The organism is Achromobacter veterisilvae (assembly GCF_037619525.1).
GTDB lineage: Bacteria > Pseudomonadota > Gammaproteobacteria > Burkholderiales > Burkholderiaceae_B > Achromobacter > Achromobacter veterisilvae.
Genome location: NZ_CP148753.1, coordinates 768,255 through 783,531, shown reverse-complemented (window position 1 = coordinate 783,531; position 15,277 = coordinate 768,255). Strand labels below are relative to the sequence as shown.

At 68.3% G+C, this 15,277-nt stretch carries 17 protein-coding genes; 6 read left to right on the top strand and 11 right to left on the bottom strand.

The window, feature by feature from the left end; genetic code table 11:
* Positions 1 to 8: 8 nt before the first annotated feature.
* Complete coding sequence (gene rfbB, locus WHX56_RS03620) at positions 9 to 1,070, bottom strand: dTDP-glucose 4,6-dehydratase (protein WP_338880483.1); 1,062 nt, start codon at positions 1,068 to 1,070, stop codon at positions 9 to 11.
* Between the two features lie 52 nt (positions 1,071 to 1,122).
* Complete coding sequence (locus WHX56_RS03615; RefSeq protein ID WP_129240456.1) at positions 1,123 to 1,677, bottom strand: cob(I)yrinic acid a,c-diamide adenosyltransferase; 555 nt, start codon at positions 1,675 to 1,677, stop codon at positions 1,123 to 1,125.
* A gap of 212 nt (positions 1,678 to 1,889) precedes the next feature.
* On the opposite strand from WHX56_RS03615, the gene WHX56_RS03610 reads away from it, so the two are divergent.
* Positions 1,890 to 2,192, top strand: coding sequence for a copper-binding protein (locus WHX56_RS03610; RefSeq protein WP_287753536.1), 303 nt, complete (start codon positions 1,890 to 1,892; stop codon positions 2,190 to 2,192).
* 79 nt (positions 2,193 to 2,271) lie between these two features.
* Here the strand turns inward: WHX56_RS03610 and hslU are convergent, their stop codons facing one another.
* The 5 genes from hslU to WHX56_RS03585 form a co-directional block, all read right to left on the bottom strand.
* Positions 2,272 to 3,606, bottom strand: coding sequence for an ATP-dependent protease ATPase subunit HslU (hslU, locus tag WHX56_RS03605; protein ID WP_129240453.1), 1,335 nt, complete (start codon positions 3,604 to 3,606; stop codon positions 2,272 to 2,274).
* Between the two features lie 70 nt (positions 3,607 to 3,676).
* Positions 3,677 to 4,216: an ATP-dependent protease subunit HslV gene (gene hslV / locus WHX56_RS03600; protein WP_129240452.1), complete on the bottom strand. Its 540-nt coding sequence runs from the start codon at positions 4,214 to 4,216 to the stop codon at positions 3,677 to 3,679.
* A 290-nt stretch (positions 4,217 to 4,506) separates the two neighbouring features.
* The gene (gene dksA / locus WHX56_RS03595) at positions 4,507 to 4,971 is read right to left on the bottom strand and encodes an RNA polymerase-binding protein DksA (protein WP_043544572.1); all 465 of its coding nucleotides are present in this window, start codon (positions 4,969 to 4,971) and stop codon (positions 4,507 to 4,509) included.
* Between the two features lie 126 nt (positions 4,972 to 5,097).
* The gene (locus WHX56_RS03590) at positions 5,098 to 6,213 is read right to left on the bottom strand and encodes a CobW family GTP-binding protein (protein ID WP_129240451.1); all 1,116 of its coding nucleotides are present in this window, start codon (positions 6,211 to 6,213) and stop codon (positions 5,098 to 5,100) included.
* A gap of 376 nt (positions 6,214 to 6,589) precedes the next feature.
* Positions 6,590 to 7,096: a Fur family transcriptional regulator gene (locus tag WHX56_RS03585; RefSeq protein WP_062683366.1), complete on the bottom strand. Its 507-nt coding sequence runs from the start codon at positions 7,094 to 7,096 to the stop codon at positions 6,590 to 6,592.
* Between the two features lie 333 nt (positions 7,097 to 7,429).
* On the opposite strand from WHX56_RS03585, the gene WHX56_RS03580 reads away from it, so the two are divergent.
* Genes WHX56_RS03580 through WHX56_RS03560 form a run of 5 tightly spaced genes read left to right on the top strand, consistent with a single transcriptional unit; the run spans position 7,430 to position 11,707 of the window.
* Positions 7,430 to 8,149 (top strand): metal ABC transporter ATP-binding protein, encoded by a 720-nt coding sequence (locus WHX56_RS03580; protein WP_129240450.1) that lies wholly within the window; start codon positions 7,430 to 7,432, stop codon positions 8,147 to 8,149.
* A complete protein-coding gene (locus WHX56_RS03575) occupies positions 8,146 to 9,012 on the top strand; it encodes a metal ABC transporter permease (protein WP_338881738.1) in 867 nt (288 codons plus the stop codon). The genes WHX56_RS03580 and WHX56_RS03575 overlap by 4 nt, the downstream gene beginning before the upstream one ends.
* A gap of 18 nt (positions 9,013 to 9,030) precedes the next feature.
* Complete coding sequence (locus WHX56_RS03570; RefSeq protein WP_338880479.1) at positions 9,031 to 10,020, top strand: metal ABC transporter substrate-binding protein; 990 nt, start codon at positions 9,031 to 9,033, stop codon at positions 10,018 to 10,020.
* Complete coding sequence (locus WHX56_RS03565) at positions 9,981 to 10,664, top strand: DUF1007 family protein (RefSeq protein ID WP_338880477.1); 684 nt, start codon at positions 9,981 to 9,983, stop codon at positions 10,662 to 10,664. The genes WHX56_RS03570 and WHX56_RS03565 overlap by 40 nt, the downstream gene beginning before the upstream one ends.
* Positions 10,665 to 10,690: 26 nt before the next feature.
* Complete coding sequence (locus WHX56_RS03560) at positions 10,691 to 11,707, top strand: nickel/cobalt transporter (protein WP_338880475.1); 1,017 nt, start codon at positions 10,691 to 10,693, stop codon at positions 11,705 to 11,707.
* Between the two features lie 12 nt (positions 11,708 to 11,719).
* On the opposite strand, the gene xerC is transcribed toward WHX56_RS03560, so the two are convergent.
* From xerC to WHX56_RS03540, 4 genes are read right to left on the bottom strand one after another with little or no spacing between them, the layout of a single operon-like run.
* Positions 11,720 to 12,709 carry a tyrosine recombinase XerC gene (gene xerC / locus WHX56_RS03555; protein ID WP_287755605.1) on the bottom strand — a complete coding sequence of 330 codons (990 nt, stop codon included), beginning with the start codon at positions 12,707 to 12,709 and terminating at the stop codon, positions 11,720 to 11,722.
* 30 nt (positions 12,710 to 12,739) lie between these two features.
* Positions 12,740 to 13,417: a DUF484 family protein gene (locus WHX56_RS03550; protein WP_129240444.1), complete on the bottom strand. Its 678-nt coding sequence runs from the start codon at positions 13,415 to 13,417 to the stop codon at positions 12,740 to 12,742.
* A gap of 3 nt (positions 13,418 to 13,420) precedes the next feature.
* Complete coding sequence (dapF, locus tag WHX56_RS03545) at positions 13,421 to 14,332, bottom strand: diaminopimelate epimerase (protein ID WP_129240443.1); 912 nt, start codon at positions 14,330 to 14,332, stop codon at positions 13,421 to 13,423.
* Positions 14,333 to 14,352: 20 nt separating this feature from the next.
* Positions 14,353 to 15,243: a lysophospholipid acyltransferase family protein gene (locus WHX56_RS03540; RefSeq protein ID WP_129240442.1), complete on the bottom strand. Its 891-nt coding sequence runs from the start codon at positions 15,241 to 15,243 to the stop codon at positions 14,353 to 14,355.
* Positions 15,244 to 15,277 lie beyond the last annotated feature (34 nt).

Below are 15,277 nucleotides of genomic sequence, written 5' to 3'. Positions count from 1 at the left end.
GGCCCTTGCTAAGTCTCGTACTGTTCTCTTGCCCAGTCGCGATAGGCGCCACTGGTGACGTCCGCCACCCACCGCGGGTGGCTCAGGTACCAGAGTACCGTTTTTCGCAGACCGGTTTCGAACGTTTCCGCGGGCGTCCAGCCCAGCGCGCGTTGCAGGCGGCCGGCGTCGACCGCGTAGCGGCGGTCGTGTCCGGGGCGGTCCGCGACGTGCGCGATCTGGGCCGCGTAGGGCCGGCCGTCGGGCCGGGGGCTGAGTTCATCGAGCAGCGCGCACAGTTGCCGCACGACTTCAAGATTGGTCTTTTCGTTCCAGCCGCCCACGTTGAAAGTCGTGCCCGGCTCGCCCGCCTCCAGTATCTTGCGGATCGCGTCGCAATGGTCGGCCACGTATAGCCAGTCCCGGATCTGCAGGCCGTCTCCGTAGATCGGCAGCGGCTTGCCGGCGAGCGCGTTGTGGATGACCAGGGGGATGAGCTTTTCCGGGAACTGGTAGGGGCCGTAGTTGTTCGAGCAGTTCGACGTCAGCACCGGCAGGCCGTAGGTCGTGTGGAAGGCCCGGACCAGATGGTCGCTTGCCGCCTTGCTGGCGGAATAGGGGCTGTTCGGCGCGTAGCGCGCCGTTTCGGTGAAGGCCGGGGCCCCGGCTTCCAGCGAACCGTACACCTCGTCGGTGGAAACGTGCAGGAACCGGAAGCCGGCGCGGGCGGCGGGCTCCAGCCCGGCCCAGTAGTCGCGCACGGCCGTCAGCAGGCGCGAGGTCCCGACGATGTTGGCCTGGACGAAGGCGTCGGGGTCGGCGATGGAGCGGTCGACGTGGGTTTCCGCGGCGAAGTTGATCACCGCGCGGGGCGCATGCGCGGCCAGCAGCCGCGAGACCGTTGCGGGATCGCCGATGTCGCCCTGGACCAAGGTATGCCTTGCGTCGCCGCGCAGAGAGGCGAGGTTGCCGGGGTTGCCGGCGTACGTGAGTTTGTCCAGCGTAACGACGGGCTCGTCGCGCTGGGCAAGCCAATCCAGTACGAAATTGGAGCCGATGAAGCCGGCTCCGCCGGTGACGACGATGCTCATGTTGGTCAAACCCTGTGGGCCGCGAGGCGCCAGGCGCGTCCTTGGCGCGGGACTATCGGCGCGCCTGGGCGCCCGCCCAGAACGTGTCTTTCTGTCCCGCATGCTGGTTTATACAACGCGCCAGCACGAACATCAGGTCGGACAGCCGGTTCAGGTACTGCCTGACGGGCGGGTTCACCGGATCGACCCTGGCCAGCGACACGACCGCCCGTTCCGCGCGGCGGCAGACGGTGCGCGCCACGTGCGCCTGCGCCGCGCCGCGCGACCCGCCCGGAAGGATGAATTCGCGCAGGGGGGGCAGCGTGGCGTTGTAGTGGGCCAGGCGCGCGTCCAGGCGCGCGACCTGTTCGTCCGTCAGGGCCACGTGGCCGGGGATGCAGAGTTCCGCGCCCATGTCGAACAGGTCGTGCTGGATGGCGGACAGGTCGGCGGACACCTCGGCGGGCAGGGCTTCGGTCAGCAGGAGGCCGATGGCGCTGTTCAGTTCGTCCACGTCGCCGAGCGCGGCGATGCGGGGCGCGTCCTTGGGCGCGCGGGATCCGTCCCCAAGGCCGGTGGTGCCGTCGTCCCCCGTGCGCGTGGCAATGACAGATAAGCGGTTGGCCATGGGAATTCCTGAAAGAGTGACGAATGGTGTGGGTATTGTGTCCAGCCCCCGGGAGGCGGCGGGCGTTCGCCGCGCGCGGGCGCAACCAATGGTCAGGATTGTTGCGTTCCCGTGGGCCGACTGTTGCACAAGGGCGGTATCCTAGCACTATGGAACGTCGGGGCGGCTCCGTTTTCCGCCCCGCGCTTTCGCTGCAATCGGAGGATATCTGCATGGTTTTTGACCGCAAATACGCAATCCCCATGGCCGTCGCCGCCGTGGCCGTCGCGGCGGTGGCCGCGCCGCTGGCGTTCGCGCAGCAGGCCGAGGCCAGCGGCGAAGTGCGGCGGGTGGACCCGGCGGCGGGCAAGGTCACCATCAAGCACGACGCCATCAAGCAACTGGACCTTCCCGCCATGACGCTGGTCTATGAGGCCGATCCGGCATTGCTGGCCAACATCAAGGCGGGCGACAAGGTGCGCTTCACCGCCACGCGCAAGGACGGCAAGTACGTCGTGACGGCGATCGCGAACTAGGGTTCCGGAACGAAAAACGCCGTTCGCCGCGGCAGCACGGCAAACGGCGCGTGGCCGGGCGGCGCGCCGCCCGGTCCGCTTACAGCACGTAGCGCGCCAGGTCCTGGCTGCTGGCGGCTTCCGCCAGTTGCGAATTGACGTAGGCGGCGTCGATCTTCACATGCTTGTCCTGGCTGGACGTGGCGTCGAACGACAATTCCTCCAACAGCTTTTCCATCACCGTGTACAGGCGGCGGGCGCCGATGTTCTCGGTGGTCTCGTTGACCTCGAAAGCCAGTTCCGCCAGGCGGCGCACGCCTTCTTCGGTGAATTCGAGTTCGAGGTCTTCGGTGGCCATGAGGGCCGTGTACTGCTTGGTCAGCGACGCGTCCGTATCGGACAGGATGCGCACGAAGTCCTCGGCGGTCAGCGATTCCAGTTCGACGCGGATCGGGAAGCGGCCTTGCAGCTCGGGGATCAGGTCGGACGGGCGCGACAGGTGGAACGCGCCGGACGCGATGAACAGGATGTGGTCGGTGCGGACCATGCCGTAGCGCGTGTTGACGGTGGTGCCTTCGACCAGCGGCAGCAGGTCGCGCTGCACGCCCTGGCGCGACACGTCCGCGCCGCCGGTTTCCTGGCGGGCCGCGATCTTGTCGATTTCGTCCAGGAAGACGATGCCGTTCTGTTCGACGTTGTTGATCGCCACGGTGCGCAGGTCTTCTTCGTTGACGCGCTTGGCGGCTTCTTCTTCGACGATCAGCTTGAAGGCTTCGCGCACCTTCATTTTCTTGGGTTTTTTCTTGTCGCGGGCCAGGCCGGCGAACATGCCGCGCAACTGCTCGGCCATTTCTTCCATGCCCGGAGGCGTCATGACGTCCATCTGCGGGACGGCCTGGGCCACTTCGATCTCGATTTCCAGATCGTCGATCTTGCCTTCGCGCAGGCGCTTGCGGAAGGTCTGGCGGGCGCTGTTGTCCTCGCCGCGCTCGGGTTCGCCCGAGGCGCCGCGCGCCGGCGGCACCAGGGCGTCCAGGATGCGGTCCTCGGCGGCGTCTTCCGCCTGCGTGCGCACGCGGCGCATTTCGAGTTCGCGCGTCTGCTTGATCGAGTATTCGGTCAGGTCGCGGATGATGGTGTCGACGTCGCGGCCCACGTAGCCCACTTCCGTGAACTTGGTGGCCTCGATCTTGATGAAGGGCGCGTTGGCCAGCTTGGCCAGGCGGCGCGCGATTTCGGTCTTGCCCACGCCGGTGGGGCCGATCATCAGGATGTTCTTGGGATGGATTTCGTGGCGCAGCGGGTCGGCGACCTGCTGGCGGCGCCAGCGGTTGCGCAGCGCCACGGCCACGGCGCGCTTGGCGCGGTTCTGGCCGATGATGTATTTGTCGAGTTCGGAGACGATCTCTCCGGGCGTCATGTTGGATGCGGACATGAGGGCGGATCCTTGAAGCTGGGACAGGCTGGGGTGGCGGCGCGGCGCCGGGGGCGCCGCGTGGCGGGCGTCACTCGCCCAGCGTTTCGATGACGTGGTTCTGGTTGGTGTAGATGCAGAGGTCGCCAGCGATTTCCAGCGACTGCTTGACGATGGTCTCGGGCGCCAGTTCGGTATTGCGCAGCAGGCCCAGCGCCGCCGCCTGGGCGTAGGCGCCGCCGGAGCCGATGGCGGCCAGGCCGTGTTCCGGTTCCAGCACGTCGCCGTTGCCGGTCAGGACCAGCGTGTGCTCGGCGTCGGCCACGATCAGCATGGCTTCCAGGCGGCGCAGGACGCGGTCGGTGCGCCAGTCGCGGGTCAGCTCGACCGCGGCGCGCATCAGGTTGCCCTGGTGCTTTTCCAGCTTGGCTTCGAAGCGTTCCTGCAGGGTGAACGCGTCGGCGGTGGCGCCGGCGAACCCGGCCAGGATCTTGTCGTGGTACAGGCGGCGGATCTTGCGAGCCGTGCCCTTGATGACGATGTTGCCCAGGGTGACCTGGCCATCGCCGCCCAGTGCGACGCGGTTCCCGCGGCGCACGCACACGATGGTGGTGGCGTGAAATTGTTCCATGCGTTCCTTCCTTTGAAGGGAATAGCTGGGGGCGGTTCGGGGGAAATCAAGGGAATGCGGGGAGGGGCTCAGTGTCTGACACCCGTATGGGATGCCCTAGGGCCTGCCCGGATGCCTCCCGGGTGTCAGACACCGACCCAAGGCTCACTTTGGTGTCAGACACCCGGGAAGGCCGGTTTCAGCCTGACGGACAGCCCATACGGGTGTCAGACACTGGGGCTCATCCAATAAAAAAGGCCATGCCGGTAACCAGCATAGCCTTTCAGGGCCGGACGCCAATACGGGACGGATCAGTCGCCGTAGAGCTTCTGGCGCATTTCGCGGCGTTCCTGGGCTTCCAGCGACAGGGTGGCCGTGGGGCGGGCCAGCAGGCGCGGAATGCCGATGGGTTCGCCGGTTTCTTCGCACCAGCCGTATTCGCCGCTGTCGATGCGGGCGATGGACTGTTGCACCTTCTTCAGCAGCTTGCGTTCGCGGTCGCGGGTGCGCAGCTCCAGGGCGTGCTCTTCCTCGATCGTGGCGCGGTCGGCGGGATCGGGCACGAACTGCGTTTCGCGCAGGTGCTCGGTGGTTTCGCCGGCGTTGGCCAGGATGTCCTGTTCGAGTTGTTTGAGCCGTTCCTTGAAGAAGGCCAGTTGGCGTTCGTTCATGTAGTCGGACTCGGGCATGGCCAGCAATTCTTTTTCGCTGGGCAGATCAATCGCCGTATCGCTCGTCGACTTGCTTGGTTTCTTGGTTGCTGCCTTGGTAGCCATGAAAACACTCCACTATGAATCGATCCTGGCGCGGGCGTCCATTCCCGGTCCGTGTTACTTGTTGCCTACGCTATCCGTACCTCACAGTACTGCCTTCGTCGCATCGCGTCACGTCAGGAAGGGGGATTACCCCGCCAGGCACTGCTCCAAGCCCCGGGTAAAAATCTCCTGGGGCAGCTTACGTCCGATGAATACCATCTTGGTGGACGGTTTCTCGGCCGCGGTCCACGGCTTGCCGGGTTCGGCGCCCATCATCATGTGCACACCCTGGAACAACATGCGGCGGTTGATGCCCTTCATGTACAGGATGCCCTTGTAGCGCATCAGGTCGGGACCATAGACCTGCACGACGCCACCCAGGAATTCCTCGAGCCGCGCGGGATCGAACGGCTTGTTGGAACGGAACACGAACGCGCCGATTTCGTCGTCGTGCTGGTGGTGGTGATGATGGGCATGATTGCAGTGCGCCCCGCAGTCGCCTTCGTGGTCATGATCGTGATCGTGGCCATGGTCATGTCCGTGGCCGTGATCGTGCCCATGGGCGTGGGCGGCGTCGGGGTGCTCATCGGCCAGGAATTCCGGGTCGATGTCCAGAATGGAATTCAGGTTGAAGCCGCTGATGTCGATGATGGACTTCAGGTCGACTTCGCCGAAGTTGACGGCGGTGATCGGCGCGCGCGGGTTCATGTGAACCAGGCGGTGGCGCAGCGCTTCGTAGTCGACTTCGTTGACCAGGTCTTTCTTCGAGATCAGGATGCGGTCGGCGAAACCGACCTGCTTCTGGGCTTCGGGCTGTTCGTCCAGCGTCGACATGCCGTGCTTGGCGTCGACCACAGTGACCACCGCGTCCAGGCGGTAGTACTCGGCGATGTCGTCATCCATGAAGAACGTCTGGCAGACGGGGCCGGGGTTGGCCATGCCGGTCGTTTCGAGGATGACGCGTTCGAAATTCAGTTCGCCCGCTTCGCGCTTGGCGCGCAGCTCGGACAGCGTGCGCATCAGGTCGCCGCGCACCGTGCAGCAGACGCAGCCGTTGGACAGTTCGATGATTTCTTCGTCGCTGTCCTGCACCAGCAGGTCGTTGTCGATGCTTTCCGGCCCGAATTCGTTTTCGATGACCGCGACGCGGCGGCCGTGGAATTCGGTCAGGATGCGTTTGAGCAGGGTGGTCTTGCCCGCACCGAGAAAGCCGGTGAGGATGGTGACGGGAACCATTTTGTCCAAACTGCGCGGGGTGTTCATGGCGAAGCTGCTAGCGTGAAGTCAAGGCGTTAAACAGGAACTCCTGGCATGGGGATCTGCAACCCCGCCTTACATGCTGAAACGGGGGTTCCCTATCTTTGCCGGAGGATGTTTGCCACAGGCTGCGAAGGCCGCCGACAGCGGCCGGACGCAGGATTACAGCACAGTCGGGGGCAGGGGGCAAACCCAGGGTCAACCCTGGGCCTTTGGCCCGCCGGGATCGCTGCCGTACGCCGTCAAGTATCGGGCGATACCACTATTTTGGGGCGGTTTCCCGCATTTCAAGAGCGGACGAGTCCGAGCGGATGAGGGCCGCCGCGATGCCCCGCCGGCGGGAGGAGGCCGGACGCACGAGGCCCGCCCGCCGCGCCGCCGTTCAGTGATGGTGGTGATGGTGTCCGGCGTCGTCCGCGGGCTGCTTCTTTTGGCACTGGGGGCACAGCGCGCGGATTTCGGTTTCGTGCGTGGCCAGGGCATAGCCGGTCTGGGCGACGCGCTCGGCCAATTGCCGGCTCATGGCGGGATCGGACACTTCCGCGACCGCGCCGCAGCCCGTACAGACCACCAGCAGGTCGTGGGGGGCGCCGCCGGCGTCATGGCAGGCGCTCCAGGCGTTGACCGCGTCCAGGCGGTGGATCAGGCCTTCGTCCATCAGGAAATCCAGCGCGCGGTACACCGTGGGGGGCGCGGCGCCCGGGTGCACGGCGCGCATGGCGTCCAGCAATTCATAGGCCTTCAGGCTGCGGCCGTGGCGCAGCAGCAGTTCCAGCACCTTGCGGCGGATGGGCGTGAGGCGGCGTCCGCGCTGCTCGCACAGCGTCTCGGCGACGCCGAGCTGGGCGTCCACGGTGTCGCTGCGAGGGGAGCGGGGCGTTGCGGGCATGGCTGGCTTCATGTGTATAGGTAACGCGCGCGCTGCGCGCGAGATGCCAGGAAGGTAGCAGAAAACACCCAGATGCGGGCGAAACCCGCGCAATCAAGCTTTTTGGTTATGATATAACATAATAAAATCCACATTCACTTCCGCGTTCCCCTTTCGCCCGTTCCCCATGTCGCATTTCACGCTTTTGCCTCCGCGGCCCGGCGCCGCGCCAAGGCAAAGCCCGCCGCCGCGCACCGCTTTCCTCGTTTCCGCCTGGCGCCGCATGGCGGCCGCGCTGGCCGCGGCCGCCATGCTGTGGGCCTTGACCGGCTGGGCGATGGACTGGTGGCCCCGATGAGCGAGCCCATCACCATCGAACTGTCGGATGCGTCCTTCGGCTGGCATGGCCATCCGGCGCTCCGGTCGGTATCGGGACGCTTCGCCGCGGGCGGCATGACCGCCGTGGTGGGGCCGAACGGCGCGGGCAAGTCCACGCTGATCAAGGGCATCATGGGCGTGCTGCGCCCCATGGCCGGCAGCGTGCGCGTGACCGGGGCGGGCCGCGCCGGGCTGGCGTGGCTGCCCCAGGCCGCCGAACTGGACCGGTCGTTTCCGGTGTCGGTGCTGGAGCTGGTGGCCATGGGCGCCTGGCGCCGCGTGGGCGGATGGCGCAAGGTCGGCGACGACGAATTGGCGCGCTGCATGCACGCATTGGAAACCGTGGGCCTGGCCGACGCGGCCGGGCGCGGCGTGGGCACGCTGTCGGGCGGGCAGATGCAGCGTGCGCTGTTTGCGCGGATGCTGGTGCAGGACGCGCCGGTATTGCTCCTGGACGAGCCCTTCGCCGCCGTGGACAGCCACACCGCGGACGAACTGATGGCCCTGCTTTGCGGCCTGCACGGCCAGGGCCGGACCGTGATCGCCGTACTGCACGACCTGGACCTGGTGCGCGACCATTTTCCCGAATGCCTGCTCCTGTCGGGCTCGGTGGTGGCCTGGGGCGATACCGCCAGCACCCTGGACGACGCGCACCTGAAGGCGGCGCGGCAATGGCACGCGAGGGCTCGGGCATGACTCTGGCGCAATGGGCGGTGTCGCCCTTCCTGGACTACGGATTCATGCGGCGGGCGCTCGCGGGCGCCAGCGCCCTGTCGCTGGGCGCGGCACCGCTCGGGGTGTTCTTGGTGCTGCGGCGCATGAGCCTGATGGGAGACGCCATGTCGCACGCGATCCTGCCAGGCGTGGCCGCGGGCTTCCTGCTGGCGGGGCTGTCGCTGGGCGCGATGATGCTGGGCGGCATCGCCACGGGTTTGGCCGTGGCCCTGCTGGCGGGTCTGGTGGCGCGGCTGACGCCGCTGCGCGAGGACGCCAGCTTTGCCGCGTTCTATCTGATTTCGCTGGGGCTGGGCGTGCTGCTGGTGTCGCTGCGGGGCTCCAACATGGACCTGCTGCACGTGCTGTTCGGCACGGTGCTGGGGCTGGACGATTCGGCGCTCCTGCTGGTGACCGCGGTCGCCAGCGCGACCCTGCTTGCCCTGGCCGCGATCTACCGGCTGCTGGTGGCCGAATGCCTGGACCCGGGCTTCCTGCGCGCCAGCGGCGGCGCGGGAGGCTGGGTGCACATGGGTTTCCTGGTGCTGGTGGTGGTGAACCTGGTGGCGGGGTTCCAGGTGCTGGGCACCCTCATGGTGGTCGGCATCATGATGCTGCCCGCCGCCGCGGCCCGGTTCTGGGTCCGTTCGGCGGCCAGCCAGATTCCGCTGGCCGCGGGCCTGGGCGTGGCGGCCTCGGTGGCCGGCCTGCTCGTGTCGTACCACTTCAATGTGCCGGCCTCGCCCGCCATCATCCTGGCGGCCGGCGCCTGCTACCTGTTTTCCATCGTGGGCGGCCCGCAGGGCGGGCTGCTGCGGACGGCGCGCCGCCAGCGCCGGGCCTGACTTCAAAGGAGATTCGCTATGCGTTCCATTCCCCCGGCACGTCGCCGCGTGCTGCTGGCCACGGCCGGCCTGTGCCTGTCGGCCGTTCTTGGCGCCGCGCATGCGGCCGAACCGCTGAAGGCCGTGGCCAGCTTTTCCATCCTGGGCGACATCGTCCGCGAAGTGGGCGGCAGCGACATCAGCCTGGCCACGCTGGTCGGGCCCGACGGCGATGCGCACGAATACGAGCCCACGCCGGGCGATGCGAAAAAACTGTCCGCCGCCAGCGTGCTGTTCGTGAACGGGCTGGATTTCGAAACCTGGATGCCGCGCCTGGCGAAATCGTCTGGGTTCTCCGGCCTGACCGTCGTGGCCTCCAAGGGCGTGACGCCGCGCAAGTTCGCGGCACATGCCGGCGGGCACGGCCACGATGACGGCGACCACGATCACGACCACGGCGACGACCATGACCATGAGCACGATCACGGCCACCATCATGGCGACGCCGATCCGCACGCGTGGCAGAACCTGGCCAACGGCGTCATCTACGCCCGCAATGTGGCGGAGGGGCTGGCCGCCGCCGATCCGGCGCGCGCCCAGGCCTACCGCCAGCGCGCCCAGGCCTACATCGCGCGCCTGCAGGCGCTGGACGCCACCGCCCGCGCGACTTTCTCCGCCATTCCCGCCGATCGCCGCAAGGTGGTGACTTCGCACGATGCCTTCGGCTATTTCGGCGACGCCTACGGCGTGGCGTTCATCCCGGCGATGGGAGTGTCGACGGATGCCGAGCCGTCGGCGGGCGAGGTGGCGCGCATCATCGAGCAGGTCAAGCGCGAGCGCGTGCCGGCGGTGTTCGTGGAGAACATCAGCAGCCCCAGGCTGGTCCAGCAGATCGCGCGCGAAACCGGCGCCAAGGTGGGTGGTACGCTTTATTCCGATGCGCTGTCCAAGCCCGGACAGCCCGGCGCCACCTATCTGGAAATGTTTGAATGGAACGTACGTCAGCTTGCCGCGGCCTTGCGGCCCTGAGCGCCGCGGCGGCGCTGCTGGCGGCGGGGGCCGCCAGCGCGCACCCGCACATGTGGATCGATGCCCGCGCGGCCATCGATATCGATGGGCAGCGGCGCATCGCGGCTGTCCGGCAGGTCTGGCTGTTTGACGAGATGTTCGGCGCCTATGCCACGCAAGGCTTGAAGAAGGCCAAGGACGGCTCCTTGCCCGCGGAGGTGTTGCAGGGCATGGCGCAGGACTGGATGAAGGCCTTGGGCGAACCCATTTCGCACTACTTCACCCGCGTCACCGTGGGCGGCAAGACCGCCGCCTTCGCGGCGCCGCGCGATGCCCGCGTCGACTGGAACCCGAAGACCGCGCGCCTGACGCTGTCCTTCACGCTGCCCCTGGCCGAGCCGGCCGCGCCGGGCGCGGGCGGCGCGCAGGTGGATATCTACGACCCGACTTATTTCGTCGCCTATGCGTTCGACGCGAAAGGCGCGGTCTCGCTTGGCGGTCCGCAAGGCGCGGCGTGCACGTCCGCGTACCGCAAGCCCAAGGAACTGGATTGGAAAACCATGCAGCAATTGGCCGCGATTCCGGCCGATCCGGACGCATTGCCCGACGAACTCTTCGCCATCACCAAGGGGCTGACGCATCGCATCGAGGTGCAGTGCCCGTAGCGCGGCGGCCGCGGCCCGCCGCGGCGATGCTTGCCCTGCTGCTGACGCTGGCCGCCGCGGCCTGGGCGACGGCGGCGGCGGCCCAGGGCGCGCATCCTTTCGGCGTGCCGGAAAGCGGCGGCGCGGGCGGACCGGGCTGGCTGGCCGGGTTCTTCGGCCAGGTCTCCGTCTGGCAATCCCATTTTTACCGGCAGTTGACGGGGGCGGTGCGCGCCTGGCAGGCCGAAGGCGGCGCGGCCTGGGCCCTGATCGGCCTGTCGTTCGCCTATGGCGTTTTCCACGCGCTGGGCCCGGGCCACGGCAAGGCGGTGATTTCTTCGTATGTGCTGGCCAACCGCCAGACCGCCCGCAACGGCGCGTTGCTGGCGCTGCTGTCCGCGCTGATCCAGGCGCTGGTGGCGATCGCGATGGTGGCGGTGCTGGCGGTGGCGTTCAACGCCACCGCGGCCACGATGAACAGCGCCACGCGCTGGCTGGAGCTGGCGTCCTACGCGCTGGTGACGCTGCTGGGCGCGTGGCTGGTCTGGATCAAGGCGATCCGGCCCTTGCTGCGCCGTCCGGCGCGGGCTCCCGCCTTGAAGGGGGCCGCGGCCCTGCGGGCGATCGCGGTGGCCGCGCCGGTCCATGCCCATGCTCACGGCCACGCGGCGCACGATGACGATTGCGGTTGCGGACACGCGCATGCGCCCGCGCCCGAACAGGTGGCCGGCCCGCTGAACTGGCGGCGCGCGGGGTCGGCCATCCTGGCCGTGGGCCTGCGCCCGTGCAGCGGCGCCTTGATCGTGCTGGTGTTCGCCTTGTCCCAAGGCTTCTTCCTGGCCGGCGTGGCGTCGGCCTTGGCGATGGGCCTGGGCACCGGGCTGACCGTCGCGGCCCTGGCTTGCCTGGCCGTGGCCGCCGGCGGCGCGGCCAGCCGCCTGGGCCGCCGGCTGTCGGGCGCGGGCGCGGCGCGACTGCGCTATGGCGTGGAAGCGCTGGCGGCGTTCGCGGTGCTGTTGCTGGGCGCGACGCTGCTGGGCGGCGTGGCGGCCGGGGGCGGCTAGGGCCGCCGGCGGTCAGGACTTGCGGCCGGCGCGCGGGTGCGCCTGGTCGTAGGCGCGGGCCAGATGCTGGAAGTCCAGCCGGGTATAGACCTGGGTGGTGGAGATGTTGGCGTGCCCCAGCATTTCCTGCACGGCGCGCAGGTCCTGCGCGGATTGCAGGACGTGGCTGGCGAAGCTGTGGCGCAGCACGTGCGGATGCACGTGGGTGGGCACGCCGGCCGCCTGCGCGACGCGCGCCAACTGCAACTGCACCACGCGCGGCGAGATCCGGCGCCCGCGCGCGCCGAGGAACAGGGCGGCGGCGTCTTCGGGCCGCGCGGCGAAGGGCGCCAACTGCGGGCGCGCCGCGATCCATTTGCGCAAGGCCTCCACGGCCGCGTGGCCGACGGGCACGGACCGGCGCTTGCCGCCCTTGCCCAGCACCACGACCTCGGCTTCGTCCAGGTTCAGCCAGCCGCGCGATTCGTAGTCCTTGGCGCGCTCATAGCGCAGGTCCAGCCCGACCAGTTCCGACAGCCGCAGGCCGCTGGAATACAGCAGTTCGAACATGGCCTGGTCGCGCAGCGCCGCGGGTTCGGTCGCCACCTGCGCCGGGGCGCGGTCCAGCAATGCCTGGGTCTGTTCCACCGACAGGGCCTTGGGCAGGCCGCGGGGCGCCTTGGGGGCGCGCACGCCCGTCACGGGATTGCCGGCCAGTTCGATCGCCGGCGCCCACCATTGATAGAAGCCGCGCCAGGCCGCCAGCGTGCGCGCCAGGCTGCGCGGGCCTCGGCCCTCGGCATGCAGGCGCGCCACGAAATGGCGGATGTGGCCGTTGCCGACCTTGTCCAGCGGCAAGCCGGCCTTGTCGGCCAGCGCGCGCAGGAAGCGCAGTTCGCGGCGGTAGCCGTCCAGCGTATGGGGCGAATAGCGGCGGTTCGTTTCCAGATGGCGCAGCCAGGCGTCCATCGCGTCGGGCAGGGGGGCTTCGGGCGGATCCGCGTCGTGCGAAGGATTCTGCATGGCGTGCTCCGTGTCCGCCCGCGCCCGCCGTCAGGCCTTGGGGGTTGCCGGGTTCAGGCGATGCAGCGCCGCCGAAGCCAGTTGGGCGATGGATTCCAGGAACGTGGTGCCCATTTCGGGGGTGAAGCGTTCGGCGTCGTCCGAGCCCAGCACCAGCAGGCCGACGGCCGGGCCGTCCGCTTCCAGGCGCAGGGGCACCAGCGCCAGCGACTTGGGCTTGGCGTCCAGCCAGCCCGCGGCTTCGAAGCCGGTGTCGGTGCCGCAGTACGGGGCCTTCAGGCTGTCGGTGAACGTGCGCACGTCCTGCGTGACGGGTTCGCCGTAGCCGGTGGCGGGCAGTTCGGACAGGTTCCACAGGCGCAGGGCCACGTGGTTCAGGTCGAACTGTTCGGCCAGCCCCAGGGCGATCTCGCCGGGCACCCGCTGCGGGTCGCATTCGGACAGCAGGCGGCTGCACCACTTGGCCACGTGCGTGCCGATGGATTCGTTGGCGTTGGCGTTGCGCACCAGTTCGTTCAGGCGCCACTCCAGTTCGCGGTTGCGTTCGCGCAGCGTCATGATCTGGCGTTCGCCCAGCGAAATGGCGCGCGAGCCATGCGGGTGGGGCACTTGCAGCGTGGCGAAGACGTCGGCGTGTTCGTCGAAGAAACCGGGGTTCTCTTGCAGGAAGCCCGCGACGTCGTGGGCGGTAAATGCGGTATCAGTCATAGGTTATCGGTTCAGCCCCATGGAGAAGACGAGCTTGTCGATGTCGACCTGCCCCGTGAACACGGATTCCGCCGGGCCGGTCATGCGTAGCTGTTCGCCGTTCCAGGCGACCGTCAGCACGCCGCCGCGCGCCTGCACGCGCACCGGGGAGTCGAGCAGGCCGCGGCGGATGCCCGCCGCGACGGCGGCGCAGGCGCCGGTGCCGCAGGCCAGGGTTTCGCCCACGCCCCGTTCGAAGACGCGCAGGCGGATGTTGTTCCGGTCCACGACTTGCATGAAGCCGGCGTTGACGCGGCGCGGGAAGCGCGGGTGGGTCTCGATCAGCGGGCCGAGGACCGGGACGGGGGCGGTGTCGACGTCTTCCACGACCTGCACGGCGTGCGGGTTGGAGATCGCCACCGCCGAGACCCAGACGGCGCTCGGCTGGCCGGGGGGCGCGTCGAGCTGCAATTCCCACAGGGTATCGTCGCCCTGGGCCCGGGAAGCCAGGCCGGCGGTGTCGAACGGCAGGGCGGCGGGATCGAAGCGGGTGCTGCCCATGTCGACGGTGACCTGTTCGTCGTCGCCTTCGTCCAGGACGAGGATGCCGGTGGCGATCTCGGCGCGCAGCGGGTTGCGGTCGGACAGGCCCTGTTCGTGCACGAAACGCACGAAGCAGCGGGCGCCGTTGCCGCAATGTTCGACTTCGCTGCCGTCGGAATTGAAAATGCGGTAGCGGAAGTCGGCGTCCGGTCGGGTGGACCGTTCGACCAGGAGGATCTGGTCGGCGCCGATGCCGAAATGCCGGTCGCCCAGGGCGCGCGCGCGCTCGGGCGTCATTTCGATGGTTTGGCGAACCCCGTCGAGCACGACGAAATCGTTGCCCGCGCCATGCATTTTGGTGAAGTTCCAGTTCATTGCTGGATTATCGCCCATTATCGGGGCGCGGGCGGGGCTCAGTACAGTTTGGGCTCGCCCGGCGGCCGCGTCTTGAAACGGCGATGGACCCAGTAGTACTGGCTGGGGCAGCGGCGCACCCAGGATTCCAGTTCGCGGTTCAGGCGGGCGGTGGCGTCTTCCAGCGAGTCCTCGCCCGGGAAGTCCGCCAGCGGCGGCAGGATGTCCACGTGGTAGCGGCCGGTTTCCGGGTTCCAGAAACCCAGGATGGGCATGACGGCGGCATTCCACTTCCTGGCCAACTGCGCGGTGGCGACCAGGGTCGCGGCCGGCACGCCGAAGAACGGCACGAAAACGGCGCCCTGGCGGCCGAAGTCCATGTCGGGCAGGTAGTAGACGGGACGGGGCGCGCGCAGGTGGCGCAGCAGTTCGCGCACGCCGTCCTTGCGGCTGACCAGGAAAACCTCGTTGAAACGGGCCCGCCCGGCCGCCACGATGGCATCGACTTGGGGGTCGCTTTGCGGGGTGTACATGGTGGCGGCGCTGGGTATCTCCAGCGTCAGCCGGGTGGCGGCCGCGTCCAGCCCGATGAAATGCGGCGCCAGCAGGATGACGGGGCGGCCCTGGGCGATCAGTTCGTTGATCCGTTCGCCGCCGGTCTGCGTCACTATTTCCTCGACGGCTTCCAGCGGGCCGTACCAGAGCACGCCGCGGTCCACGATGGATTGCGCCAGGGCGCGGAAGTGCTCGGCCAGCCAGCGTTCGCGCACGGACTCGGGCTGGTCGGGAAAGCACAGTTCCAGGTTGCGCCGCACGATGTGCGCGCGCGACCTGGCCAGGCGCGGGGCCAGCCAGCCCAGGCAGGCGCCGATGCGCAGCCGGGTCGACGGCTTGACGCGGCCGAACCATTTCAACAGGGAGACCAGCGCGCGCGTTTTGAAATCAGTCATAGTGTCAGCAGGGGTACGGGCGGGGCGCGGCAGG